The organism is Clavibacter sp. GW821-FHT01D01 (genome assembly GCF_059422605.1).
Genome location: NZ_JBWKXC010000015.1, coordinates 1 through 23,819, shown reverse-complemented (window position 1 = coordinate 23,819; position 23,819 = coordinate 1). Strand labels below are relative to the sequence as shown.

The 23,819-nt window shown below is 69.4% G+C and carries 26 protein-coding genes; 21 read left to right on the top strand and 5 right to left on the bottom strand.

Annotated elements, in window-relative coordinates; genetic code table 11:
- Nucleotides 1-38 precede the first annotated feature (38 nt).
- Together AC07VC_RS15220 and AC07VC_RS15215 are read left to right on the top strand one after the other, a co-directional pair.
- Nucleotides 39-908, top strand: coding sequence for a fumarylacetoacetate hydrolase family protein (locus AC07VC_RS15220; protein WP_494676372.1), 870 nt, complete (start codon nt 39-41; stop codon nt 906-908).
- The gene (locus AC07VC_RS15215) at nt 905-1,663 is read left to right on the top strand and encodes an SDR family NAD(P)-dependent oxidoreductase (RefSeq protein ID WP_494676373.1); all 759 of its coding nucleotides are present in this window, start codon (nt 905-907) and stop codon (nt 1,661-1,663) included. The genes AC07VC_RS15220 and AC07VC_RS15215 overlap by 4 nt, the downstream gene beginning before the upstream one ends.
- A 70-nt stretch (nt 1,664-1,733) precedes the next feature.
- Here AC07VC_RS15215 and AC07VC_RS15210 read toward each other — a convergent pair whose 3' ends face one another.
- Entirely contained in the window at nt 1,734-2,111 is a 378-nt protein-coding gene (locus tag AC07VC_RS15210; protein WP_494676374.1) for a winged helix-turn-helix transcriptional regulator, read from the bottom strand.
- Nucleotides 2,112-2,185: 74 nt separating this feature from the next.
- On the opposite strand from AC07VC_RS15210, the gene AC07VC_RS15205 reads away from it, so the two are divergent.
- Nucleotides 2,186-2,590 (top strand): nuclear transport factor 2 family protein, encoded by a 405-nt coding sequence (locus tag AC07VC_RS15205; RefSeq protein ID WP_494676375.1) that lies wholly within the window; start codon nt 2,186-2,188, stop codon nt 2,588-2,590.
- A gap of 128 nt (nt 2,591-2,718) precedes the next feature.
- On the opposite strand, the gene AC07VC_RS15200 is transcribed toward AC07VC_RS15205, so the two are convergent.
- Both AC07VC_RS15200 and AC07VC_RS15195 read right to left on the bottom strand, forming a co-directional pair.
- The gene (locus AC07VC_RS15200) at nt 2,719-3,933 is read right to left on the bottom strand and encodes an MFS transporter (RefSeq protein ID WP_494676376.1); all 1,215 of its coding nucleotides are present in this window, start codon (nt 3,931-3,933) and stop codon (nt 2,719-2,721) included.
- A 309-nt stretch (nt 3,934-4,242) separates the two neighbouring features.
- Nucleotides 4,243-5,181 carry a GlxA family transcriptional regulator gene (locus tag AC07VC_RS15195; protein ID WP_494676377.1) on the bottom strand — a complete coding sequence of 313 codons (939 nt, stop codon included), beginning with the start codon at nt 5,179-5,181 and terminating at the stop codon, nt 4,243-4,245.
- A 112-nt stretch (nt 5,182-5,293) separates the two neighbouring features.
- Between AC07VC_RS15195 and AC07VC_RS15190 the strand changes: the two genes are divergently transcribed.
- The 15 genes from AC07VC_RS15190 (at nt 5,294) to AC07VC_RS15120 (ending at nt 19,725) form a co-directional block, all read left to right on the top strand.
- Nucleotides 5,294-5,947 (top strand): DJ-1/PfpI family protein, encoded by a 654-nt coding sequence (locus AC07VC_RS15190; protein WP_494676378.1) that lies wholly within the window; start codon nt 5,294-5,296, stop codon nt 5,945-5,947.
- Complete coding sequence (locus AC07VC_RS15185; protein ID WP_494676379.1) at nt 5,944-6,309, top strand: hypothetical protein; 366 nt, start codon at nt 5,944-5,946, stop codon at nt 6,307-6,309. The genes AC07VC_RS15190 and AC07VC_RS15185 overlap by 4 nt, the downstream gene beginning before the upstream one ends.
- Nucleotides 6,306-6,836 (top strand): hypothetical protein, encoded by a 531-nt coding sequence (locus AC07VC_RS15180; RefSeq protein WP_494676380.1) that lies wholly within the window; start codon nt 6,306-6,308, stop codon nt 6,834-6,836. Before AC07VC_RS15185 ends, AC07VC_RS15180 begins: the two co-directional genes overlap by 4 nt.
- Nucleotides 6,833-7,114, top strand: coding sequence for a hypothetical protein (locus AC07VC_RS15175; protein WP_494676381.1), 282 nt, complete (start codon nt 6,833-6,835; stop codon nt 7,112-7,114). Before AC07VC_RS15180 ends, AC07VC_RS15175 begins: the two co-directional genes overlap by 4 nt.
- Before the next feature lie 192 nt (nt 7,115-7,306).
- Nucleotides 7,307-7,861: a GNAT family N-acetyltransferase gene (locus AC07VC_RS15170; protein ID WP_494676382.1), complete on the top strand. Its 555-nt coding sequence runs from the start codon at nt 7,307-7,309 to the stop codon at nt 7,859-7,861.
- Between the two features lie 294 nt (nt 7,862-8,155).
- Nucleotides 8,156-8,794, top strand: coding sequence for a hypothetical protein (locus AC07VC_RS15165; protein ID WP_494676383.1), 639 nt, complete (start codon nt 8,156-8,158; stop codon nt 8,792-8,794).
- A 168-nt stretch (nt 8,795-8,962) separates the two neighbouring features.
- Nucleotides 8,963-11,047, top strand: a complete 2,085-nt coding sequence (locus AC07VC_RS15160; RefSeq protein WP_494676384.1) for a bifunctional copper resistance protein CopD/cytochrome c oxidase assembly protein — start codon at nt 8,963-8,965, stop codon at nt 11,045-11,047.
- A 50-nt stretch (nt 11,048-11,097) separates the two neighbouring features.
- Nucleotides 11,098-11,700 (top strand): copper resistance CopC family protein, encoded by a 603-nt coding sequence (locus tag AC07VC_RS15155; RefSeq protein ID WP_494676385.1) that lies wholly within the window; start codon nt 11,098-11,100, stop codon nt 11,698-11,700.
- 37 nt (nt 11,701-11,737) lie between these two features.
- Nucleotides 11,738-12,319: a copper chaperone PCu(A)C gene (locus tag AC07VC_RS15150; protein WP_494676386.1), complete on the top strand. Its 582-nt coding sequence runs from the start codon at nt 11,738-11,740 to the stop codon at nt 12,317-12,319.
- Complete coding sequence (locus AC07VC_RS15145) at nt 12,316-13,554, top strand: Dyp-type peroxidase (RefSeq protein ID WP_494676387.1); 1,239 nt, start codon at nt 12,316-12,318, stop codon at nt 13,552-13,554. Before AC07VC_RS15150 ends, AC07VC_RS15145 begins: the two co-directional genes overlap by 4 nt.
- Nucleotides 13,551-14,201 (top strand): vitamin K epoxide reductase family protein, encoded by a 651-nt coding sequence (locus AC07VC_RS15140; protein WP_494676388.1) that lies wholly within the window; start codon nt 13,551-13,553, stop codon nt 14,199-14,201. Before AC07VC_RS15145 ends, AC07VC_RS15140 begins: the two co-directional genes overlap by 4 nt.
- Before the next feature lie 25 nt (nt 14,202-14,226).
- The gene (locus AC07VC_RS15135) at nt 14,227-15,033 is read left to right on the top strand and encodes a DsbA family protein (RefSeq protein WP_494676389.1); all 807 of its coding nucleotides are present in this window, start codon (nt 14,227-14,229) and stop codon (nt 15,031-15,033) included.
- Nucleotides 15,034-15,184: 151 nt separating this feature from the next.
- Nucleotides 15,185-15,622: a hypothetical protein gene (locus tag AC07VC_RS15130; RefSeq protein WP_494676390.1), complete on the top strand. Its 438-nt coding sequence runs from the start codon at nt 15,185-15,187 to the stop codon at nt 15,620-15,622.
- A 449-nt stretch (nt 15,623-16,071) separates the two neighbouring features.
- Nucleotides 16,072-18,030 carry a serine hydrolase domain-containing protein gene (locus tag AC07VC_RS15125; protein WP_494676391.1) on the top strand — a complete coding sequence of 653 codons (1,959 nt, stop codon included), beginning with the start codon at nt 16,072-16,074 and terminating at the stop codon, nt 18,028-18,030.
- Nucleotides 18,031-18,549: 519 nt separating this feature from the next.
- Nucleotides 18,550-19,725, top strand: a complete 1,176-nt coding sequence (locus AC07VC_RS15120; RefSeq protein WP_494676392.1) for a hypothetical protein — start codon at nt 18,550-18,552, stop codon at nt 19,723-19,725.
- 164 nt (nt 19,726-19,889) lie between these two features.
- On the opposite strand, the gene AC07VC_RS15115 is transcribed toward AC07VC_RS15120, so the two are convergent.
- A complete protein-coding gene (locus AC07VC_RS15115; RefSeq protein WP_494676393.1) occupies nt 19,890-20,306 on the bottom strand; it encodes a hypothetical protein in 417 nt (138 codons plus the stop codon).
- Between the two features lie 513 nt (nt 20,307-20,819).
- Here AC07VC_RS15115 and AC07VC_RS15110 point away from each other — a divergent pair.
- Entirely contained in the window at nt 20,820-21,062 is a 243-nt protein-coding gene (locus tag AC07VC_RS15110; RefSeq protein WP_494676394.1) for a hypothetical protein, read from the top strand.
- A gap of 315 nt (nt 21,063-21,377) precedes the next feature.
- Here AC07VC_RS15110 and AC07VC_RS15105 read toward each other — a convergent pair whose 3' ends face one another.
- On the bottom strand, nt 21,378-22,139 hold the full coding sequence (locus AC07VC_RS15105; protein ID WP_494676395.1) for an alpha/beta fold hydrolase: 762 nt from the start codon (nt 22,137-22,139) through the stop codon (nt 21,378-21,380).
- A 206-nt stretch (nt 22,140-22,345) separates the two neighbouring features.
- Between AC07VC_RS15105 and AC07VC_RS15100 the strand changes: the two genes are divergently transcribed.
- Nucleotides 22,346-22,849, top strand: a complete 504-nt coding sequence (locus tag AC07VC_RS15100) for a helix-turn-helix domain-containing protein (protein ID WP_494676396.1) — start codon at nt 22,346-22,348, stop codon at nt 22,847-22,849.
- A 142-nt stretch (nt 22,850-22,991) separates the two neighbouring features.
- Nucleotides 22,992-23,390, top strand: coding sequence for an SdpI family protein (locus AC07VC_RS15095; RefSeq protein WP_494676397.1), 399 nt, complete (start codon nt 22,992-22,994; stop codon nt 23,388-23,390).
- Nucleotides 23,391-23,819: the final 429 nt, after the last annotated feature.

Below are 23,819 nucleotides of genomic sequence, written 5' to 3'. Positions count from 1 at the left end.
CAGGGAACGCGCTATACACCCGATGTTAGGATCCATTCATGACTTCCTCTGCTCCGGCTCCCGCGCTTTCTTTCGGCCGTTCAGGCCCTATCGGGCGCGAGACGCCCGTCCTGTGGGAAGGCGACCGCGCCTTCGATCTGAGGGCCTTGACGTCGGACATCGACGGCGCCTTCCTCGCCGCCGGCGGTGTGGCGCGGGCACGAAAAGCACACGCCGCCGGGGAGCTGCCGGTCCTCGACGACGCAACAGCGCTCCGCCGTGGCGCACCCGTCGCCCGTCCCGGCAAGGTCGTCTGCATCGGGCTGAACTACCGCGACCACGCGGCAGAGACCGGAGCACCCATCCCGGCTGAGCCGATCGTGTTCATGAAGGACCCGGACACCGTGATCGGACCGGACGACGAGGTGCTGATCCCACGGGACAGCACGAAGACCGATTGGGAGGTCGAGCTCGCCGTCGTGATCGGGTCCACCGCCCGGTATCTCGGCTCGCCGGACGACGCTCGTGCCGTCATCGCCGGCTACGCGATCTCGAACGACGTATCCGAGCGAGAGTTCCAGCTCGAACGAGGAGGGCAGTGGGACAAGGGGAAGTCGTGCGAGACCTTCAACCCGCTCGGCCCCGTCCTGGTGCCGGACCTGGACGTGTCCGCCCTGCGCCTGCATCTTCGCGTCGACGGCGAGCCGCGGCAGCACGGCTCGACCGCCGACATGGTCTTCGACCCGGCGTACATCGTCTGGTACCTCAGCCGCTTCATGGTGCTTCGCCCTGGGGACGTCATCAACACCGGCACACCAGCCGGCGTAGCCCTCGGCCTCCCGGGCACGCCCTACCTGCGTCCCGGGCAGGTCATCGAGGTCGAGATCGACGGACTGGGCCGTCAGCGCCAGACGGTGGGCCAGGCATGAGCGCCGAGTTCGCCGGACTCCGCGCCATCGTGACCGGAGGCGCGTCCGGCATCGGGGCCGCAGTGGTGCAGGAGCTGATGGATCGCGGTGCCACAGTCGCGTCGGTCGACCTCCACACAGACGGGGCACCTCCGGGATCCATCGCCATCGTCGGCGACATCGGGGACGACCTCTCCGTAGCGCACGCCGTCGCTGAGGCTGCAGCAGCGTTGGGCGGCATCGACATCGTGGTCAACAACGCCGGGATCGGCGCCCAGGGCACCGTCGCCGACAACTCCTCGGCGGAATGGCTGCGCGTCCTCGACATCAACGTCGTCGGTATCGCCCGCGTCATGCGCAACGCCCTGCCGCACCTGCTCCAGTCCACGTCTGCTGCGGTAGTGAATACGAGCTCCATCGCTGCGACCGCGGGCCTGCCGCAACGCGCCATTTACAGCGCCAGCAAGGGCGCAGTCCTCGCACTCACCCGAGCCATGGCCGCCGACCACCTGCCGGACGGGATCCGCGTCAACGCGGTCGCACCCGGTACGGCCGACACACCGTGGGTCGCTCGTCTCCTCGCGAACTCCGCCGATCCGGCAGCGGAGCGCACCGCCCTGGAGGAGCGGCAGCCGCACGGTCGCCTGGTAGCCCCCGAGGAGATCGCCTACGCCGTGGCATCTCTGGCTAGCCCGCGCGCGGGATCGACCACAGGTACATCGCTCGCGGTCGACGGCGGCATGCAGGAGCTGCGGTTACGTTCCCGCCTTCACTAGATCGGAAGAGGCGCGGCCTCAGATTGCTAGGTCACGCCCTGTCACGCGCAGCGGGGACAGACGATCCGCATCAGTTCAGGAAGCCGTCGTCATAGGCGGATCGGGCACGGAGGACCTCTTCAATGTGGTGCTCCGCCCACTCGCCGAGAGCCGTGAGCGGGGCTCGAAGCGTCAGTCCGAGCGGAGTGAGCTCGTACTCGACCCGCGGCGGCATCTCGTCGTAGGAGGTGCGTGTGAGGATCCCGTCGCGCTGCAGATCGCGCAGAGTGTCCGCGAGGACCTTGCCGCTGATCCCACCTACCGCCTCCCGAAGGGCGCCGAAACGCAGCGGTCCGCTGCTCAGGGCGATGACGATCATGGCTGTCCACTTGTTTGCAATGCGGGCCAGAGACATACGTGAAGGGCACGTCGCCAGCATCACGTTCCAGACAGGTGGCTCGTTCTCCACAGATGCTCCTAGTTACGTTGAGGTAACAGGTTACCAATTGTGATGATAAGGCCATCAACCACAGAGGAGACAACATGTCCGACAGCACCCCCACCACCGTCGCCACCACCTACTTTGATGCGCTCGCCGAGGGCGACATTCCCACTGTCATGGCGCAGTTCGGCGATGATGTCGTCTGGCACCAGCCCGGCGCGAACCGCTTCTCCGGCGAGCACCACGGCACGAGCGGCGTCGGGGCTCTCCTCGGCGGAATGATAGAGGCCAGCCAGGGCACCTTCCAGCTCGTCGTCTCCGGCGCCCCCATGCTAAACGGCAACGACGTCGCCGTCCCCATCCGCTTCAGCGGGTCCCGCGGCGACGTCGCCATGGACATGAGCGGCATCGACCTACTCACGGTTCGGGGCGGCCGTATCGTCGAGGTCCGCCTGTTCTCTGAGGACGGCCCCGCAGAGGACGCGTTCTGGGGTACGCAGGCCTAGCACCGACTTGCGAGGCGCGCGGGCCGGGGCCGCGCACCTCACGAGCGAGTACCTCGACCAGGGCAAGCTCGGCGTGGAGTCGGGCGAGGGGTTCTACGCGTACCGGTGAGCGTGACGGGCCCGCGGCCTCACGCCGTCGCGGCGGCCACGGGATCCGGCCCCCGGCGGCGCGGCGCGAAGGCAGGGGCCAGGAGCACCGCGACCAGGAACAGCGCGGCGACCGGCCACAGCGCGGGCAGGAGCCCGAAGCCCTGGGCCAGCAGGCCGATGAGCGGCGGGCCGATGAAGCTCGCGACGTAGCCGACGCTCGCGACGAGCGTCACGCGGGCGGTCGGGTCGTCGCCCTCCGCCGCGGCGGACATGCCGAGCGGGAAGCCCATCGAGACGCCGACCGACCAGAGGACCACGCCGATCACCAGGGTCACCGTCCCGAGGTCGAGGACGAACAGGACGACGCCCGCGAGGCCGAGGGCGGAGGTCCAGCGGATCATCGCGGCCCGGCCGAACCGGTCCACCAGCGGGCCGGCGGCGCCCCGCACCACCACCTGCGCCGCCGCGTAGATGCCGATCGCGGCGGCGGCGAACGCCTCCGGACGGCCCATCGCGTCGCGGACGGCGACGCTGATCCAGCCGTTCGCGGCCCCCTCGCCGAACTCCGCGGCGAGCATGACGACGCCGATCGCCAGCAGGCGCGCGTCCACGTGCGGGGCCCGTCGCGCCCGCGCCTGGCCGCGTCGTCGCCGCGCGCGACGGGTCCCGCGGCTGCCGGCCGGGACGGCACGCACCAGCACGAGCCCGGCGACCGCGATGACCACGGCCTGCGCGATCAACTGGGCCTCGGCGGTGATCCCGAGCGCCGCGCATCCCGCGCCCACCCCGGCGCCGACGACCGCGCCGGCCGGCCAGGCCGCGTGCATGAGCGGCATGAGGGTGCGGCGCGACAGCCGCTCGATGACGGCGCCGTCGATGTTGATGAGCACGTCGGTGGCGCCGACCCCCGCCCCCGCGATCGCGAACCCGACGAGGAGCACCGCGACGCTCCCTGCGGCCACGCCCGCCCCCACGACGCCGACGCCCGCGGCCATCGCGAGGGCCGCGACGGCGAGCGACCGCCGGGCTCCCCCGCCGCCGAGCAGCAGGCGCGACGCGACGAGGCCCGCACCGGATCCCGCGGTCGTCGCCAGCAGGACGAACCCGAGCTCCGCATCCCCCAGGTCGAGCCCCGCGCGGATGGACGGGAGCCGGGCGGCCCAGCTCGACAGCGTGAAGCCGCCCAGCGCGAACCCGCCCAGGATGGCGAGGAGCCAGCGGTTCCGAGCTCGTGCAGGGTCGATCCGGTACATGCCGCCTCCGATTACAACGTTGTAAAAATAGCCTAGGGCCCGAGAACCTTGGCTGTCACTATCGCCCGGCGCCACGTGCCTCGAACCGCGATAACCGTCGCTCGTTTGTTGAGTGCTCGCCATTCCGGCCCAAGCGGAAGAACTTGACGGAGCGAAAGGATCGTCGCGGCCCGGGCGACCAGTAGCCATTGTTCCGTCGCCAACCGTCGGACCCGCGCAGCAGCAAAGCAGCTTGGTCGACAAGCCTTCCCTCCCCAGTGGCCTGCAGCGCCGGCGTGCAGGAGGTGGCTGCGGATGCGTATTCACGCGTCATCGAGACATCGTCAGGGCTCGGCGATAGCGGCCCGGGGTGGTCCCGACAACGTTGGTGAAGTGCTCGCGCAGGTTCGAGGCGGAGCCGAGGCCCGATCGCTGGGCGACCTGGTCGACGCCGAGGTCGGTCGTCTCGAGGAGCCGCTGGGCGATGCGGACGCGCGCGCGGATCAGCCAGCGCGTCGGCGGCAGCTTCAGCTCCGCGAGGAAGCGGCGGTTCAGGGTCCGCGTGCTGACCGAGGCGGCTGCCGCGATGTCCGCGACGGTGATCGGCTCCGCGGCGTGGGCGTCGATCCAGCGGAGCGCCGCCGTGAGGCTCGTTTCCCCCAGGGAGTCGTCTTTCACGTACTGCGCCTGGCCGGCCTCCCGCGTGAGCGGGACGACAGCGGCCCGGGCCGCATCGGCGGCGACTGCGGCGCCGTGGTCCCGGCCGATGAGGTGCAGGCACAGGTCGATGCCGGCCGCCGCTCCCGCGGAGGTGAGGATCTGGCCGTTGTCGACGAACAGCTCGTCGGGCGTCACGTCCACGCCGGGGTGCCGGGCCGCGAGGAGGTCGGCCGCTCGCCAGTGCGTAGTGGCGCGGAGTCCGTCGAGGAGACCAGTGGCGGCGAGGTCGAGCGCTCCGACGCAGATCGACGCGACTCGGGCGCCGCGTCCCGCCGCACTCCGGACCGCGTCCAGGGCCGCGGCGTCCGCGGGCGCGGTGGGGTCGTAGCGTCCGGGGACGACGACTGTGTCCGCGTCGCCGAGTGCGTCGAGGCCGTGCGGGATGCCGATCCGTAGGGGCCCCGAACCCGCTGACGCCGTGGGACCGGCGACGCGCACGTCGTACAGAGGCCGTCCCGCGTCGTCGACCGCCCGTCCGAACACCTCGATGGGCGTGGCGAGGTCGAAGGCGATGACGCCATCCAGGGCGAGCACGACGATCCGATGCATGCTCCGACCATAGGGCCGCCCTGGCGGAAACCTGGCGGAAGGAGTCTGATCCGCCACTCGTGGCCGAGATCCGGCGTCCGTAGCGTCGGCAGGGTCAACGAGAGGACAACGATTGCTCGCCCAGATCATCCTGTTCGACGGGTTCGACCCGCTCGACGTCATCGCCCCCTTCGAGGTGCTCGCCGCCGGATCCGACGCGGCAGGCGGCCGTCTCGACGTCCGCCTCGTCGGGATGGACGCCGCCGGTCCCGTGGTGAGCGGCACGCGCGGCCTCGCACTCACGGCGACGCACGTGCTCGACCCCGAGGCACCGGGCATCGTGATCCTCCCCGGCGCCGCCGGCCCCGTCACGGGCGACCCGGACGAGGTGCGGACGATCCCCGTCGTCCTCGCCGAGCTCGCCACCACCGCCCTCCCCCACCTCATGCGACGCGCGCTCGAGGCCCCGGACGTGATCGTTGCGACCGTCTGCGGCGGCGGTCTCGCGCTCGGCATGATGGGCCTCCTCGAGGGAAGGACCGCCGTCACGCACCACCTCGGGAACGACGTGCTCGAGGCCACGGGTGCGCAGGTGGTCCGCGCACGGGTGGTCGACGACGGCGACCTCGTCACCTCCGGCGGCGTCACCTCCGGGCTCGACCTCGCCCTGCACCTCCTCGAGCGGGAGCTCGGCCCGCGCATCGCGCATGCGGTGGAGGTGCTGTTCGAGCACGAGCGCCGCGGCACCGTGTGGGCCGCGCGCGGTCTCGAGGCGGTGCCCGCGTGAACGCCGACCGCTCCTCCGCTGCCGCGCCCGAGGACCCCACGACGCATACCCTCCTCGGCACCTGGGAGCTCGCGATGCGCACGCCCATCGGCACAATGCACGCGACGCTCGCGTTCCGTGACGAGACCGGGACGGTGGTCGGCACCGCCGCAGGCAAGGGCGAGACCGTGCAGCTCCGGGACATCCGGACGGCACCCACCAGCGCAGGCCTACGGGTGACCTGGTCACAGACCATCACGAAGCCCCTGCGCCTCGATCTCGACTTCGAGGTCATGGTGGACGGGGACCGGATGTCGGGCCGGTCACGGGCGGGACGGCTCCCCGGCACCGCCGTGACCGGCACGCGCGTGGTCGCCCGATGATCGAGGGCATCCTCCTGGCCGCGCACGTGGTGGCCGGGATCCTGTTCGTCGGGCCCGTCGCCGTGACGACGAGCATGTTCCCCCGCGTGGTGCCGTCGGAGGTGCCGGCAGCGGCAGCCGCCGTGGTCGGCGGCGGCGCTAGCGCAGGCACCGGTGCAAGCGGCGGCGGCGTTGGCGGATCCCTCCCGCGGCAGATGCGGCGACGGGAGAGCGCACCCGTGGCGGCGACGCTGCACCGGATCACCCGCACGTACGCCGTCGCCGCCCTGGCCGTGCCCGTGATCGGCCTGGTCCTCGCGGCGACGCACGGCCGGCTGACGGAGATCTGGATCGTCGCGGCGATGATCCTCACCGCGGTCGCCGGCGGCCTGCTTGCCCTGCGCATCGTTCCACTGCAGGCCGACACGCTGGACCGGCCGGCGGCCCCAGCCGACCTGCGCGCCCTCCGCTCGCTGACCGGGATCTTCAACCTGCTGTGGGTCACGGTGGTCGTGCTCATGGTCCTCCGGCCGGGGGCGTACGGATGAGGCCCCTCCTCCGGACCCTGGAGGTCCTGTCGATGCTGGAGCTCGTGAGCATCGCGTCCCTGTTCGGGAACCTCGTCACGGTGCACGTCCCAGGGCTCGCGGCAATCCTCGGACCGGTGCACGGCGCCCTCTACCTCGCGGTCGCGGTCACAGCCCTCCTCGGACGCGGGCTGCTGCTCCGCACGCGGCTGCTGGCGCTGGTACCCCTGCTCGGCGGCGTATTCACCCTCATCAACGTCCGACGCGAACGTGCGCGCACTGCTCACCCTGGTGCTTAGGGCGGCGCCATCGAGGTACCCCAGCGGCCTGCACTTCGAACGGAGCATGGAGACGCCAAGGACGCCAGCTAGCCGGTCGTGTCGATCGTCTCACGGGTTCAGCCCTGCCATCCTTGACCAGCGACGGGATCGTCAGGCGCAGCCCGTTGCCGCGCTCATGCCCTTCCACCGACGATCTGCGAGGGCACCGTGATGACCAGAATCAGTCCGGCCATCCGCCAGATGCATCAACGCGACTGGCCGGAGGTGGAGCGCGTCTACCGAGAAGGCATCGACTCAGGTGCGGCGACATTCGAAGCCGAGTCCCCCACATGGGCGCAGTTCGACGCTCACCGTTCGCGCGAGCATCGCCTGGTAGCGGTGGACTCTGCAGACAAGGCCCTCGGTTGGGCCGCTGTCGCCCCCGTGTCCTCTCGCGCCGTCTACGCCGGCGTCGTTGAGCATTCCGTCTACGTCGGTGCCGCGGCAGCCGGACGCGGCATCGGCTCGGCCCTGCTCGAGGCGCTCATCACATCCACCGAGGCTGCGGGAATCTGGACCATCCAAGGAGTCGTCTTTCCCGAGAACCATGCAAGCCTCGCTCTGCACGACCGCTTCGGATTCCGCGTCGTCGGCCGCCGGGAACGCATCGCCGCTGCCCTCGCGGGTCCTCATGCCGGTGTCTGGCGTGACACGCTTCTCATCGAGCGCCGAGCCGGCAGCATCGACCACAGTGACGTTGAGACGCGGACACCACCCCACATCTGACTCTGCACGTAGGAGACGCGCGTCCGCTCCGGGCACGGCAGTCCTCGGAGGCCTTCCAGGACACGACGTCATAGCCCTAACGGCCGGCGCACGCAGGCGCCGTCCCGACCCTTCAGTGTCGCGGCCGAGGCTCTGCCCTAAAGCCACGCCTCGTAAAATTCCACAATCTCCCATGTGTGATCGAAGCTCCACGCCACGACGAGATGGCGAGTCGCCAAAGGACGGCCGATCCGTAAGAGTCCGTGCCCCACGATGGGTGCGCGATCGCTCTGCCGCACCTACGCTGTTCTACAGATGATGGAATCAGGGACGCTCGGATCGGCCGGACGGGGCACGCGCGTGGTGCGCGGCACCGTGACGGCAGTGTTCGCGATCCTGGTCGCCATGCTGTCCCACATGGCCGGTGGCGGGCACGCGCCCGGCGCCGTCGGCCTGGTCCTCGCGGCCGCTCTCGCCGTCCCCACGTGCATCCTGCTCGCCGGCCGCGCCGTCTCCGCCGTCCGGCTGTCCGTGGCGGTGGCTTGCAGCCAGGCGGTGATGCACCTGCTCTTCTCCGTCGGCACCCCGACAGCGACCACCATGCAGGTCGTCGGCGGACATCACGGCCACGGCGGCCAACTGATCACGACCGGCTCCGCCGCCCCCGGTATGGCGGACATGGCCGGCATGCACGCTGGCTACTCCATGTGGGTCGCCCACGCTCTCGCCGCGGTCGTCACCATCGTCGCGCTCCGGTTCGGAGAGCGCGCCTTCTGGGATCTCCTCGCCCTCGCCCGCACGAGCCTCGCGGTCGTGTTCCGCGTCGTCGCGCTCGTGATCCTCCCCCGGGTCGAGCTGCGACACCGGGTCGCCCGCATCGTGAGGTCGGACATCCGCGAGCTCGGCGTGTGCGTGGCCGCGTCCCCGCATCGCGGGCCACCGGCGACCGCCTGACCCGACCTCCACGTCCGGAGCGCTCTCCCGCGCCCCGAGACTGCATGGCGCCTCTGCGCGCGCCGTGCGGCTTCCGCGTCGCCTGACGCGGCCTGAACCGATCCGCGGCCCCGGTCGTGCTCGGCCCTCCGTGCTGCTCGCGCGGCACCCACCTCAGGACGTACCTTCGTGCCCTCGCACTTCCCCCTGCCCTCCGTCGACCCCGGGACCCATCCCGACGATCCCGTCTTCGAGCAGCGGACCCTGGCTCTCCCCCGCGTCCGCGTCCGCGACGTCGCGCTGTGGGCTTCCCTGCCGCTCGCGGTCGCCGTGATGCTCGCCGCCGCCGCCCTCACCGGTGCGACGGCCCGGACCCTCCTGGTCTACCCCGGCGACTTCGTCACCTACGCGCTCCCCACCGCGCGCGTCATCCACGACGCAGCGGCGTCGGTGACCATCGGCCTGCTCGTGGTGGCCGCGTTCGCGCTCCCGGGCCAGCGCCGGCATCCCGGCATGGCGAGCTTCGCGCAGTGGAAGGCGACACGATGGGCCTCCTACGCCGCCGCCGTGTGGCTGGCGGCCAGCATCGCCGTGCTCGGACTGTCAGGAGCGAACGTCATCGGGGTGCCGCTGACATCGCCCACCTTCCGCGGACAGTTCGGGTACTTCACCCTCCAGCTCGAGCTCGGGCAGACGCTCCTCGCATCGCTGATGTGCGTGGCCGTGGTGTTCGGCATCAGCGTCTGGACTCGGCGCACGTCCGGGACAGGCATCGCCGCCGGCGTGGCCCTCGCCTCGCTGCTGCCGTTGTCCCTCTCCGGGCACGCGGCAGGCACGTACGAGCACGCGAACGCCGTGAACAGCCTCGGCATCCACCTCATCGGCGTCACCGTCTGGGCCGGAGGGCTGGTCGCCGTCATCCTCTGCCAGGGCCTCGCCAAGGCGTCGCTGCCCACCGTCGTCAGCCGTTACTCGATGCTCGCCGGACGGTCGTTCGCCGCAGTCGCCCTATCGGGGATCGTCAACGCGTCCCTGCGGATCGGGACGCCCCTGGACCTCGTCACCACCGCATACGGGGCGCTCCTGCTGGTGAAGACCGCGTTCCTGATCGCGCTGGGCCTCGCCGGGTTCGCGCATCGCCGCATCGTGATCCCCGGACTCGTCCGGGACGGGACCCGCCGAACCGCGTTCATCCGGCTCGCCGTCGGGGAGGTGGTGGTCATGTCCGTCGCCATGGGCATCTCCGTCGCCCTGTCCCGCAGCGAGCCGCCCGTGCCGCAGACGACGATCGCCGACGTCGACCCCCTCGCGTCGCTGATCGGCTTCACGTTCCCCGACCCCGTCACCCCGCTGCGGATGCTCACCGCCTTCCACCCGGACTTCCTCTTCCTCAGCGTCGCCGCGGTGATGGCCGGCCTCTACCTCATCGGCGTCGCGCGCCTGCGACGACGCGGTGACGCATGGTCGGCGGCCCGGACCATCCCGTGGCTCCTGGGCTGCGCGATGCTCGTCTACGCCACCAGCGGCGGGCCCGGCGTGTACGGGGCCGTGCACTTCAGCACGCACATGATCCAGCACATGCTGCTGATGATGTACGTGCCGCCGCTGCTCGTGCTCGGCGCCCCCGTCCTCCTGATCCTGCGGGTGCTGCCCGCGCGGCAGGACGGCAGCCGCGGCGTCCGCGAATGGGTGCTCGCCGGCACGCACTCCCGCTACGCGCAGCTCGTGACGCATCCCGTCGTCGCCGCCGTGGTCTTCGCCGGGAGCCTCGTCGCGTTCTACTACACGCCCTGGTTCGAGTGGTCCCTCTCCACGCACCAGGGGCACATGATCATGAGCGTCCACTTCCTGATCAGCGGGTACCTCTTCTTCTTCGTCCTCATCGGCGTCGACCCCGGACCCCGCCGCCCGGCGTACCCGATCCGCCTGATGCTCCTGCTCGCCACGATGGCGTTCCACGCCTTCTTCGGCCTCGCGATCATGTCCGGCACCGAGATCCTCGCCATCGACTGGTGGCACCAGCTCGGCCTCGAGCCCGACACGCAGCTGCTCGCCGACCAGGCCACCGGCGGCGGCATCGCCTGGGGTGCCGGCGAGCTGCCCGTCGTCCTCGTCGCCCTCATGGTGGTCCGCCAGTGGTCCAGCTCCGACACCCGGGCCGCGAAGCGCTACGACCGGGCGGCCGCCCGCGATGGCGACGCCGAGCTCAACGCCTACAACGCCCGCCTGTCCGCCCTCGACGAGCACACCCACGACCCCCGGAGGACCCCATGACACCGGACAACCACCCCCGCCGCCGCTCACGGGCGCGACGAGCTGCCCTGGTGCTTCTGCCCGCTGTCGCACTCGCGATCACCAGCGCCATCGCACCCGGACCGACCAGCGCCGCGTGGGCACACGACAGCATCGTCTCCACCACGCCCGCCGACGGCGCTCATGTCGAGACCGCTCCCTCTCAGGTGTCGATGCTCTACACCGACAGCCTCATCGCGGTCGGCGCAGCCGTCGTCATCGTCGATCAGGACGGCACGGACTGGGCCGACGGGCCGGTCACGCTCGCCGGTACCGACGCCGTCCAACCGCTGCGCGCCGGCATGCCGGACGGGATGTACGAAGTCCGCTGGCGCGTCGTCTCCAGCGACGGGCACCCCATCGCCGGCACGTACGCCTTCGCCGTCGGAGACGCAAACCCGGCCGCCGCCCCTGCAGAAGCCGCCGCGGACAGCGCAGCTGCTGCAACCCCGACCCCTGAGGTCACCGCAGAAGAAGCGTCCGCGACCTCGGCGCCGGCCGACGAGGCCGCTGCTCCGGACGATACCGGCAGCCGCATCGCGACGACGGTCGGCGTCGGCACCATCGGTGCGCTCCTCGGCATCGGCATCTTCGCCGCCGCCGTCACGTACGGCAGCCGCCGCCGCACCTCCTAGACCACCTCGATCCACCACCTAGCAAAGGAAGAACACCATGCGCACCACCACCCTCACCACCACGCTCGCGACCAGCGCGATCCTCGTCCTCGCTCTCAGCGGCTGCGGCAGCCCTGCCCAGAGCAGCGGCGCCTCACCCGCCGCGGCCCCGTCCGCCACCGCGGCGGCGGCGTCTGCGCCGGAGCTCGAGGTCGACGACGCGTGGGTCAAATCCGCCGAGAGCGGCATGTCCGCCGCCTTCGGCACGATCGTGAACGACTCCGCCCAGGACGTCACCATCGTCTCCGCGGACTCCCCCGCGTCACCGATGATGGAGCTGCACGAGACCGTCGCGAACGACGCAGGCGAGATGGTGATGCGGCCCCGCGACGGCGGCTTCACCATCCCCGCCGGCGGCTCCCTCGAGCTCGCCCCGGGGGCGAACCACCTCATGCTGATGGGACTTGCCGCTCCCCTGGCCGCCGGCGACGAGGTCGACGTCACTCTCACCCTCTCCGACGGCTCCACGTACGACTTCAGCGCCCCCGTCAAGGACTACTCCGGCGCGAACGAGACGTACGAGGGCGGCGACATGGACATGGACATGGACATGGACATGGACATGGACATGGACCAGTGACACCCGGCGACGAGCAGATCCCTGCCGGTCGCCGCGTCAGCCGGCGGCACCTCCTCCTCGGAGGTGCCGCCGGCACCCTCGGCGCGGCCGGAGCAGTCGGAATCGACCTCCTCGGCCGCACGCCGGGCGCACCCACGACCGCCCCCGTCGCCGCTCTCGCCGGTGCGGAGACCGTCCCCTTCCACGGGATCCACCAGGCCGGCGTCGAGACGGCACCTCAAGCTCATGCCGCCTATCACGCGCTGGATCTGCGGACGGAGACAGACGGGCCAGCCCTGCGGCGGATGATGCGGATCCTCACCGATGATGCCCGCCGCCTCAGCCAGGGAGTCACCGCCCTCGCGGACTCCGAACCCGAGCTCGCGACGATCCCCGCGCGCCTCACCGTCACCTTCGGCTTCGGACCCGGCCTCATCGGCCGCGCCGCCGGCGCGAAGGCGGTCCCGTCCTGGCTGCGCCCGCTCCCGGCGTTCACCGTCGATCGGCTCGACCCCGCCTTCGGTAATGGCGACCTGCTTCTGCACATCGCCGCCGACGACCCCCTCACCGTCGCGCACGCCAGCCGCATGCTCCTGAAGGACACCCGGTCGTTCGCGACGCTCCGCTGGACGCAGACGGGGTTCCGGCGGGCAACAGGGTCCGAGAAGCCCGGCACCACCATGAGGAACCTGTTCGGACAGGTCGACGGCACCGTGAACCTCGCCCCCGGTACCCCGGACTTCGAACAGCTCGTCTGGCGCGAGACAGGGCCGTCATGGATGGCCGGCGGCACCGGGTTCGTGCTGCGGCGCATAGCGATGGACCTCGACAAATGGGACGAGCTCGACCGGTCCGGGCGCGAGCAGTCCGTCGGACGCACCCTGTCCAACGGCGCCCCGCTCACCGGGGTCAACGAGACCGACGAGGCGGACTTCACCGCCACCACCGCCATCGGGTTCCCCGTCATCCCGGAGTTCTCCCACATGCGAAGGGCCCGCTCCGACGACCCCGACGAACGGATCTTCCGCCGCGCATACAACTACGACGACACCGCGATCCCTGGTGACAGCGTGTCCAACTCCGGGCTGCTGTTCGTCTCCTACCAAGCCGACGTCGACACCCAGTTCGTCCCCCTTCAGCGGCGACTCGACGAGCTCGACCTGCTCAACCAGTGGGTCACCCCCGTCGGTTCCGCCGTGTTCGCCATCCCACCCGGGTGCGGACCCGACGGCTACATCGGCGACACCCTCCTGTGATCGTCGACACCGACCCCGAGTCGAGCACCGCCGCGGCGTCGCCTGCCGATCGTCCGGCCCGTCGACCCATCGGTCTCGCCGTGCTGCTCGTGATCACCGGGATCCTCGGCTGGGCGGGATCCTTCATCCTGGTGCTCGAACGCATGTCGCTGCTCGAGCACCCCGGCCGGGCGTTGTCCTGCGACATCAACCCGCTGGTCTCCTGCGCCACGGTGATGCAGTCACCGCAAGCCTCGCTGCTGGGATTCCCCAACCCGCTCATCGGCGTCGCGACGTTCATCGCACCGGTCGTGGTCGGAATGGGTCTGCTCGCCGGCGCCCAGTACACGAGATGGTTCTGGAGCGTCTTCACGGCGGGCCTGCTATCCGGGTACGTGTTCATCACGTGGCTCTTCACCCAGACCGTGTTCGTCATCGGCGCCCTCTGCCCGTACTGCCTGCTCGTGTGGACCGCGATGATCCCGCTGTGGTGGACGACCCTCATCCACTGCCTCCAGCACGGACACGTACCGGCACCCGCCGCTGTCAGGCGCGTCGCCGCGGCGGTCGCCCCGTACACATGGGCGGTCGTGGTGCTGAACTACGCCGTCATCATCATCGCGATCATCACCTGGTTCCCGACACTGATCCCCTCCCTCCTCCCCTGAACTCCGAACAAGAAGGACCACCACCATGAGCAAGAAGACCACCGCCGACCGTGACCGCACCCGCGAGATCCGGGAGAAGGCCAACGCCCAACGCCGCCTCGAGGAGACGAAGCGGAAGCGCCGACGACTGCTCACCCAGCTCGGCGTCGCCGGCGCCGTCGTGATCGTCGTCGCCGGAATCTGGGGCGGCGCCTCCCTGCTGCGGGATCAGGCCGCCGCCGGCAGCACCCCGCCGACCGCGGACGCCATCGTGGACCTGGCCAGCGGCGGCCAGGCGCAGGTCGCGGCGGAGGAGGACGCCGTCTCCGTCGGCGCAGCCGACGCTCCAGTCACGCTCGACATCTACGAGGACTACTCCTGCCCCCACTGCCAGGAGTACGAGGCCGCCACCGGCGCCCTTCTCGATCGGCTCGCAGCGTCCGGACAGGTCCGTGTCGCCTACCACCCGATCCAGATCGTCACCAACTACGGACGCGCCGCCGGCAGCACCGCTGCCTGCGTCCTCCAGCACGATGCGCCCGCATGGCCCGACGTGCACGCCGCCCTGTTCGCGAACCACTCCGCCGAGACCGACTCCTGGACCGGCGCGGACTTCTCCTCCTGGCTCGGATCCCAGGGCGTCACGGACGCCGAGGCCCTGAGCTGCACCACGGAGGGGACTTTTGCTGGGTGGATCACCGCCAACACGGAAACCGCTGCCACCGCCGGCATCACTGGCACCCCGACGCTCCGCATCAACGGGCAGGAGACGGCGACCGTCAGCGGTCAGGACCTCGTCGACGCCCTCACCGCCGCCGGTGCGACGCTGCCCGCCGGGATCACCGCGGAATGAGTGGCCACGCCTGCGGGCGCTTCGGCGACTGCCTGGGCTGCGGACTCCCAGCGGGCGTGAGCCGAAGCTCGGACAAGCAGGCAACAGACCAGGGGCAGACTGTCGTGGTGCGGACATCACTTGAAGGACACGTCAGCAATGGGTGGGTCCAATGACCCTCAACCTCGAAGAGCTCGTCGACAGAGGCGACGTCGCCGGCGCACTCGCCGCCGCGCGTGACCTCCCGCCGCGGTCGGTTCGCAAATCGCTGTTCGCAACCGGCGGAGCCATGACGGACAGTGCTCCGTATGGTGAGTTTGTGACCTCTTGGTACGCCAGGTTGGAGAGTCCCTACCTGCGGGCGGAGGCGGCGGAGTGGTTTGCGCAGGCTTATCTCACCGAGCTCGCCGACGTGCCGAATGCCGAACACTTCGGAGCGTCCATGGTCGTTGGCTTGGCAAGTGAGGTGATCGAGCGGCTTGCCCAGACGCTGCTCAGCCGGGAGCTGTCGGACTGGGCCATCAGCCCGGAGCAGCCTCTGAGCTCGGTAGAAGTCGAGGCGTGGCGGACCGCCGGACGGGTGCTCACGGAGCTGCCCCTCCCCCGCTGACACTGGGAACCGCTGCAGATACGAGACGCCAGGTGGCGGGCCATGGGCTGGCCACGTCCTCGGGCCACTGGGCTCATCGGCCGGCCCCTGTCACGGCGAGGAGAGTCTCAGATCAACCCGCCCACAGCACCACGATCGACAGTCGCACCGTGACGGGGGACGGAGCAAAGCTCCGTGCACCAGCTCCTCGCGATGATTTGTGACGGTCCCTTCGGTGGACAGGCTTGCGAGGCTCGAGCGGCACCTCGTCCTTGCCCGCTAAGTTCTTCGTGATCGGTGAAGCTCTGAGTCGATATCCGAAGAGCCCGCACGGTCCGAGTTCTGCGACCATCCGTCCGCGGTCCGCTGAGCGTTAGCAGCTGCGTGACACCGCCCCTCTGGACCGCGATTGCGAGCACACCATCTTCCATCTCCGCCTTCCTAGTAACGCTCGTCGCGCCCTCGAAGCGGTGACCGGTACCGCGCTCATCATCGGCGGCGTGCTCGCGGGTACCACCGCCCCTGCACACGCAAGCCTGCCCGCGAGGACACCGTCACCTGAGCCCGTCGAGCTCTCCGCAGTCGACGCCGATGCGTGGCTTGACGGGCTCCTCGCCGGTGCGATCGAACGAGAGGGCATCGCCGGCGCTGTCGTCTCCATCGTCCATGACGGCGAGGTCATCACGGAACGCGGGTACGGGTGGGCCGATCTCGGCCGCTCCGGTGGTGACCCCGTCCCCGTCGACCCGAACGCGACCCTGTTCCGTATCGGGTCCATCTCGAAGACGTTCACCGCCACCTCGGTCATGCAACTCGTCGAAGCGGGCACCTTGGACCTCGACCGGCCAGCCCAGGACTACCTCGACATAACCCTGCCGAACGAGTTCAACCAGCCCATCACCCTCCGGCACCTCCTCACCCACACGGCCGGCTTCGAGGATCAGTGGGCTGGGGTCATCGGAAATCCCGACGCGCCCGCCCCGAGCCTTCGCACATCGGTCGCCGTCGATCCGCCAGAGCAGGTGTTCGAGCCCGGGACCATGCCCTCGTACTCCAACTACTCCAACGCCCTCGCCGGGTACATCGTCGAACGCGTGACAGGCCGCCCCTACGCGGACCATGTCAAGGAGCGCGTCTTCGGTCCCGCCGGCATGACGACGGCCACCATGGAGCAACCGCTGCCCGAGAACCTTCGTGACCGCATGTCGCGCGGGTACGACTCCGTCGCCGGCAACGAGGTCCCGTTCGAGATGGTCGGTCCCGCTCCCGCCGGCGCCATTAGCGCCACCGGCTCCGACATGAGCGGCTACCTCCTCGCACACCTCGGCCACCCCCGGTCCGACACACCGCTGCTTTCACCTACGACGTTCGACACTCTTCACGAACCCGCGCTGGGACCGGACACCCTCGGTGGCCTCGCGAACGGCCCCCGTATGACCATCGGGTTCTTCCAACAGGACCGCAACGGGCACCGCATCCTCGAGCACAGCGGCGACCTCACCGCCTTCCACGCGCAGATGCAGCTCTACCCAGACGACGACACCGGGATCTACATCGCCCTGAACAGCACCGGCATCCGAGGCGAGGCGACCACCGCCATCCGGGATCAGGTCATGAACGGCTTCGCAGACCGCTACTTCCCCGACCTACGCGACCCTGCCGGGCCCACCGCCACATCGGCGGAGCACGGCGCCCAGCTCGCAGGCACCTACCTCGTGTCACGTCGCAGCGAGAGCAACTTCGGCCGACTGTTCTCCTACCTCTCCGGCATCGACATCACCGCGAACGACGACGACACCATCTCCTTGACCGCTGCCGTACACCCGGACGGGACACCGCTGCGATTCCAGGAAGTGGAGCCGTGGGTCTGGCAGGAGGTCGACGGCCAGCGCCGCATCGCGGTCGACCACACCGACGGAAACGTCACCTCCGTCGGCTTCAACGCCGCCTTCACGCTCGTACCCATGTCCGCACCAGCACGTGCGGTCCCCCTGATCGCGCTGCTCTCCGCGGCCGTTCTCCTGTCGGGGATCGCCGTACGACCCATTGCCGCCGGGGTGCGGTGGACGCAGCGCATCAGGCGGCGCCGCACCACGACCCAGCGCCGTCTCCACATCGCCCTGCTCGGCGCCAGCATCGCCTTCGCCGGCGCCGTCATCTGCTGGTCGATCAGCGCCACCGCGATCCTCAACGACGCAAGCCCCGGCGACACCATTATCCGCGCCGCCCAGATCCTCACCGCCCTCAGCATCCTGGGCGTCTTGCCAGCAGTCACGCTCCTCGTCCAACAGATACGACACCGCCCGCCCCTGACAGAACCGCGGCGATGGGCCAGCACGACCGGCCTCGCACTGACAGCGCTCGCATTCATCGGAATCGGCTACACCGTCGGCATAGGCGGCCTCTTGTTGCCCAGCATCAGCTACTGACCCACTTGACTCTTGATGTCGCCTCCCTCCGTGATGACGTCAGAGAAGTGAGGGAGCCGGTCATAGCGGCGCAAAACCGCATGACGCGCTCTTAGCGCGTGGTCTTTTTCGGATTGACGCACAGGATGTCGCTCAGACCAACGGCCGGCCACGAGGGGGCAGACGGGTGTACGACTGTCAGGTACCAGTCCTGAATTCGCGCCCATTGAGGGTCATTTTGCTGCCCGCCGGAACGCAGCGCGCCGCGGGTAACCCGGCAACGCATCATTACCCGGGCTCCCGCGACGGCATACCGGCCCGTCACGTGCGTCTTCCAGGCGCCTCGAGCCAGGCGGAAGAAGCGCGCGGCTCAGACTCGGAAGGGGGGATGCGATAGCCGACGCCGCCGGAGAAGGATCGCGGTGAGGCGATGGCGTCTCGGAATGGATGTACATGCTCATGCTTCCCACCCGCAGGCGGCGACGCCTGCCACTCACCGCTCTCGGCCTCGTGATCGCCGCTGGCGCCTCCCTCGTCGGAATGTCCCCGGCGACCGCCGCGACACCGCAGCCCGCCGCGATCCAGACCGCGATCACGCTGCCAGCGCCTCTGGTCACCTACGAGACCGCGTACTTCATCGACGAGTCTTCCGTGCACCTGTTCGTCGCCACACAGCTCGACCCCTCCATCGAGGAAGCCCGATACGAGTACCAGCTCGACAACACGGGCCCCTGGCTCACCCTCGTCGACGTCACCGGATACCAAGGGGAGTTCCCCAGCACCGAGACGTATGCGCTCGCTCCTCCTGGAGATCACCTGATCAGCCTCCGCACCTCCGCGGTCGTCGACGGGAAGCGAATCGTGAGCCCCGGAACGGAACCGACACTCGTAAACGCCCGCGGCTGGGCAAAGGACTACGCGCCCAGCTACGTGGTAAACGGACCCGACATCACCTTCAACTGGGACGCCCGCGACGCCCAGAACGGCTGGCCCACCGAGTACAACATCCTGTACTCCATCAACGGAGCAGAGCCGATACTCACCACCGTCGTGGGGTCGGTGACGGTGCCGGCCGGCTACGGGCAGAGCGTCGACTTCACCTTCTACTACGGCGGCGGCGCCGACTTCCAGCGCTACACCAAGGTCCTCGCCCACACGCCTGCCGCACCCGGCTCCCTCCCCCTCACCGCCACGCCCCTGCCGAGCATCACCGGCCGAGCGCTCTTCGGAGAGACCCTCGCCGTGCGCACCGGGACGTGGCAGCCCGTGCCCGTGGCACTTACCTACCAGTGGTTCAGCGACGGCAAGCCGATCCAGCGGGCCACGAATCCGACGTTCCAGGTCGGCTGGGACGAGGTCGGCAAGCGCATTACGGTCGAGGTCCGCGGCAGCCGTACCGGCTACATCGCGGTCGCCCGCACGTCCGCCCCGACCCCTCGCGTCCCCAAGGCGTCCCTCATCGCGCGCACGCCCACCATCTCCGGCACCGGCGCCGTGGGCCGCACTCTCACCGCCAGCACTGCCCCATGGGGACCCGGCGAGGTCTTCCTCTCCTACAACTGGAAGCGCGACGGCGAAATCATCACCGACGCCTACTCCAGCACCTACACGCTCACCGAAGCCGACCGCGGACACACCATCACCGCCGTCATCACCGGCTCGAAATTCAACTACCCCTTCGCCACCCGCACCAGCAGCGGACGACTCATCCGCTGAACCCACCGCGTGAAGGAAGAGCCCGGCGCACCCTCAGTGCGCCGGGCTCTCCTTTGTTAACGAAGCCGAAACCCTCGAGCTCGCTGACCTTCAGGACGAGACCACTCCCAGTAGATCCATGGCGTCCGATAGTGGGCTAGGTCTCCGGACGATTCGCTGAGCGATCAGTCCACGCGGGTGGCGACTCGATCGCAGAGGGTGATCCACTCGCCGTCGGGAGTGAACTCCCAGTGGTGAGTCTGGGTGCGGCCGTCGTCACTAAAGGTGACAGTGGCGCGTTCGGTGGCTCCGGTGAACGTCCAGGTCGCCCCATTGCCGGTCACCAGGTACTCGCGGGCGAATCCGTGGTTCTCGATGCTCCACGAGAAGTACGTGCCGCGCTCCGTGTCCCAGCCGAGGAAGCTCAGAGTGTCGAACGGACCATTCGCCCGTTCGTCCTGCACGACGAACTGCTCGCCCGAGTGCCAGCGGGCGAAGTGCACGCTGCGCCACTCAGCGCCGGTGAGGTCCGCACCGTACGCCGTTCCCGTGGCACTCCAGTCTCCGAGGAAGACGGCCAGCGCCTCATGCTCATCAGTCATGCCCCGATCCTGCTCCGCGTCGAGAGTGGAAGCCAGGGTCTTGATCGCGGTCCGCGGACGGCTATCGCTTTTCATCCCAGGGCGTCCCGGCAGCCGATTCCCACCCGGACTTCCGGTCGCCGCCACCCCGAGCGCCCGGTGCGCGGCTCCGACCGCCCCGTGCCGGGGTGGAGGCAACGAGGAGCCGGCGGGCTCGCCTCGGGGACGACGAGCCCGCCACCGGAGGGTCTGGGCCGGCTTCATCAGGAGCGTCCATGCCTCGGGTGATCCTCGGGAAACCCGGTGACGCGACGCGAGCCAAACTGCGGTAGGGGTGTCACGCAGGTTCGGCGCTGCCTCCTCGATCCGACGTCGCTGTCGAACGACCATGACGCTACGAGCGGGTGATCCGTGCGCCTACCCGCACGCATCGTGCTCGCAGGCTTCCGTAACGGTAGGTCGTGCCGTCTGGCAAGGGGGGCGGAGAAAGCAGCGCGCCGGTGTTGGCTCGGACGCACAATGCAACGAACGATCATGCAAATCAGCGCCAAGGACTACGTGCTGGACCAGGACCAGGACGTGGACTCCGTCAAGGAGGAGGCTCTGGCAGCCGTCCGACACGACGGTGACATCGTCGAGGTCACGCTCGCCGACCACACCGAGCTCGAGATCCTCGTCAGCGCCGGCATCCCGATCACCTTCCACACCCTCGAGATCCACGACGCGGACCCGGGCGCCGACGACACGCCCTTGCACGTCCCCGACTACGACTACTAGGCGGTCCGCGAGCACCCGCCGTCGGGTGCTTCAGCGTCTCCTACACGACGCCACGCGATCACCGCCCGTACCCGCGCCCAGATCACCTCCTCCTCCGCGATCGCCCGGAGCTCGGCATCCGAACGGCCCGCCAGACGCACCCGCAACCACTCCACCACCTCCCCGACCAGCACCTTCTTCTCATCCCCTGCCACCCATCCACACTCCCCCAACGCAGGGAAGCGTCAACCCCCAGCCTTCCAAGCGTGTTCCATCAGGGGATTCCTACCCGGACACGCACGGCCGTAAATCCAAAGGCAGTGACCGCCAATGGCGTCAAACTGCAGCCGTGCTCGCGGATAGCCAAGTAGAGACGCGAGCGTTAAACCACTCCGCGCACTGAAGGGGCAAGCCGTGCCCGGCCCCGTCAACGAGCTCCAGGGCGCTACCGGGCAGCGCCGCCTGGATCGCCGTCGCAGACTCGCGCATCACGGCCCGCTCCTCCCGCCCGGCCAGAACAAGCGCCGCACCAGGGAAGGCCGGCCACTCCGTCGGGATCTGGAAGCGCATGTTCTCCCCGACGGCCTCGAGCAGCGTATGTCGGGTGATGGCGGCGCTCGTCGCGATGTAGTCCTCCATCAGCTCAGAAGGGATGAAGAGTTCGCGGGCTTGGATCCGGGCGAACCAGCGGCGTCGCGCTAGAGGCGCCGAGATCGCCAGTGTGTTCAGCGTGAGTCGCGTGAACGGGATCGGGCGCGCTTGGGCACTAACGATCATGGCTCGGCTGACGAGGTGTGGATGTTCGGACGCAAGCTGCATGGCGAGCTGGGCACCCAGAGAGAAGCCGATCACGGCGATCACTCCTTCGGCGTTACGGCTCAGCATCGCGGCGAGAGGATCCACTGTGGCTGCATGTGAGCGGTAGGGCTCGCCAGCGCTCTTCCCGTGTCCTGGCAGGTCGGGAACGAGCACGAGATGCGTGGACTCGAGGTGCTGCCACAGCGAGGTCCACATCCAGCCGGCTACTCCACCGCCGTGAAGGAGCAGGACGGCAGCGCTGGTGTCCGTGCCGAACCTGGCGATGTGCATGGACGTCATGATCGCATCCAGGCAAACCAGGTGGCGGGCGGTCGCCGCCTCCACCAGCCCGGAAGGGGATCCCGTATCGGTCGTCTCCTCCGGGGCTCCCACCTCTCCCTCATGGGGTGGACCGGGTCGCCCTCCGCGGCCTGTCGCGTGGCTGTCGGGGTGCTGTCGGGTTCATGTCGTGGTCCGCGCGGATGCCCGTCCCTACCGTGGAGAGCATGAACGAGATACGAATCGTCGACCTCCGCACACAGCGCGGCTGGACCCAGGAACGACTCGCCGAGACCAGCGGCATCACCGTCCGTACGGTGCAGCGCCTCGAAGCCGGCAACGACGCCAGCCTCGACACCCTCACCCGCGTCGCCAAGGCACTCGAGGTCCCCGTGCGGGACCTCTTCGCCACCGTCGACCAGAGCGACTACGGACGCTCCGTCACCGCCCTCGACACCCGAGCCGCACGGCAGCAGGAACGCCGCGACACCATCACCGACGGACTCGAGGCCCTCTACTACGGCATCGGCGCGCTGTTCACGATCGCCGTCATCGTCGGCGTCGCCTCGAACACGTTCACGAACCTCGCGATCTTCCTCATCCCCGCCTACTGGATCGCCGGATGGCTGCTGTCGCTATTCCTGTTCCTCGTCATCCTTAGCCCGCGCCTGGACCGCCGCTACCCGCTGTCGAGCAACCGGAAGCCGCCGACATCCGACGCGCGAACCTGAGCCGGGCACGACGGACCACGTTGCACCGGCGCGTCGGCGAGGGATGCCTGCCGGGACGCCGCGGGAGGAGTGCACCGACGGGCGCGCCTGGAGCGGGAGGATCGGATTCGCCGTCCCGGCCGGCCCTTCCTAGGCTCGGAAGATGGACGAGGACGAAATCGGACGGATCGTGCTGGGCCTGGTCATGGTCGCCAGCGGGGTACTGGTCATCCGGGTCGCGCACAGCACGGCGAGCGGGAGGCTGGGGCGCAACCAGGTCGCGGGCATCCGCACGGCATCGACGCTCGCGAGCGACGCCGCCTGGCTCGCCGCGCATCAGCGGGCAAAGCGGTCGACCCTCGCGGCGGGCGCGTGCGCGATCGCCTCGGCGGTGCCCACGGTGCTGCCCGTGCCGATCGGAGCAGTGCTGGCCACGGTTCTCGCCGGGTGCCTCGCGATGCTCGGCTTCGCGATCCATGGGACGGTCGTCGGCGGGCGGGCGGCACGCGAGGCGCTGCAGAGCGAGCACGGGCGGAGGCCGGAGCGCGACCGGGGGCGCTGAGCCGGGAAAAGGTACTGACCCGCGTGAGACCTGAACAGCAGAGTCTTTCCCCGCCGAGCAAATGAGCACGGCCAGAAACGGAAATCGCATCGCTGATCCACCTCATCACCAATTGGTCATTCAGTGGCCAACCGCAGATTCCCCGAGATTACATCAGGTAGACGGCCCCTAAAGATGAGATTCGCCGTGTTCAGTTCAGCAATAGTAGCTTCATCGCCCCACCTAGGCATTGCCAGGTTTTTTGGAGCAACGGCCTAACTACCTGACGAGAGCCGGATTCACAAGATAGTGGGCGTACGCGGTGGTGGTCGACTGCTTGTCGAGCTGGGCGCACCCTGCGTACGTTCGGTGACACCAATCAGTACTCGATGAAGGAGAATGATGAACGCGCACCGTTATCGCATCCCCACCGCAGTCCTCTTGGCCGGA

Bases quoted from the DNA above. Each gene is read 5' to 3' on its own strand.
- AC07VC_RS15220 (WP_494676372.1), top strand. From the start codon at position 39: ATGACTTCCTCTGCTCCGGCTCCCGCGCTTTCTTTCGGCCGTTCAGGC.
- AC07VC_RS15215 (WP_494676373.1), top strand. From the start codon at position 905: ATGAGCGCCGAGTTCGCCGGACTCCGCGCCATCGTGACCGGAGGCGCG.
- AC07VC_RS15205 (WP_494676375.1), top strand. From the start codon at position 2,186: ATGTCCGACAGCACCCCCACCACCGTCGCCACCACCTACTTTGATGCG.
- AC07VC_RS15200 (WP_494676376.1), bottom strand. From the start codon at position 3,933: ATGTACCGGATCGACCCTGCACGAGCTCGGAACCGCTGGCTCCTCGCC.
- AC07VC_RS15195 (WP_494676377.1), bottom strand. From the start codon at position 5,181: ATGCATCGGATCGTCGTGCTCGCCCTGGATGGCGTCATCGCCTTCGAC.
- AC07VC_RS15180 (WP_494676380.1), top strand. From the start codon at position 6,306: ATGATCGAGGGCATCCTCCTGGCCGCGCACGTGGTGGCCGGGATCCTG.
- AC07VC_RS15175 (WP_494676381.1), top strand. From the start codon at position 6,833: ATGAGGCCCCTCCTCCGGACCCTGGAGGTCCTGTCGATGCTGGAGCTC.
- AC07VC_RS15170 (WP_494676382.1), top strand. From the start codon at position 7,307: ATGACCAGAATCAGTCCGGCCATCCGCCAGATGCATCAACGCGACTGG.
- AC07VC_RS15165 (WP_494676383.1), top strand. From the start codon at position 8,156: ATGATGGAATCAGGGACGCTCGGATCGGCCGGACGGGGCACGCGCGTG.
- AC07VC_RS15150 (WP_494676386.1), top strand. From the start codon at position 11,738: ATGCGCACCACCACCCTCACCACCACGCTCGCGACCAGCGCGATCCTC.
- AC07VC_RS15135 (WP_494676389.1), top strand. From the start codon at position 14,227: ATGAGCAAGAAGACCACCGCCGACCGTGACCGCACCCGCGAGATCCGG.
- AC07VC_RS15130 (WP_494676390.1), top strand. From the start codon at position 15,185: ATGACCCTCAACCTCGAAGAGCTCGTCGACAGAGGCGACGTCGCCGGC.
- AC07VC_RS15120 (WP_494676392.1), top strand. From the start codon at position 18,550: ATGTCCCCGGCGACCGCCGCGACACCGCAGCCCGCCGCGATCCAGACC.
- AC07VC_RS15115 (WP_494676393.1), bottom strand. From the start codon at position 20,306: ATGACTGATGAGCATGAGGCGCTGGCCGTCTTCCTCGGAGACTGGAGT.
- AC07VC_RS15110 (WP_494676394.1), top strand. From the start codon at position 20,820: ATGCAAATCAGCGCCAAGGACTACGTGCTGGACCAGGACCAGGACGTG.
- AC07VC_RS15105 (WP_494676395.1), bottom strand. From the start codon at position 22,139: ATGACGTCCATGCACATCGCCAGGTTCGGCACGGACACCAGCGCTGCC.
- AC07VC_RS15100 (WP_494676396.1), top strand. From the start codon at position 22,346: ATGAACGAGATACGAATCGTCGACCTCCGCACACAGCGCGGCTGGACC.
- AC07VC_RS15095 (WP_494676397.1), top strand. From the start codon at position 22,992: ATGGACGAGGACGAAATCGGACGGATCGTGCTGGGCCTGGTCATGGTC.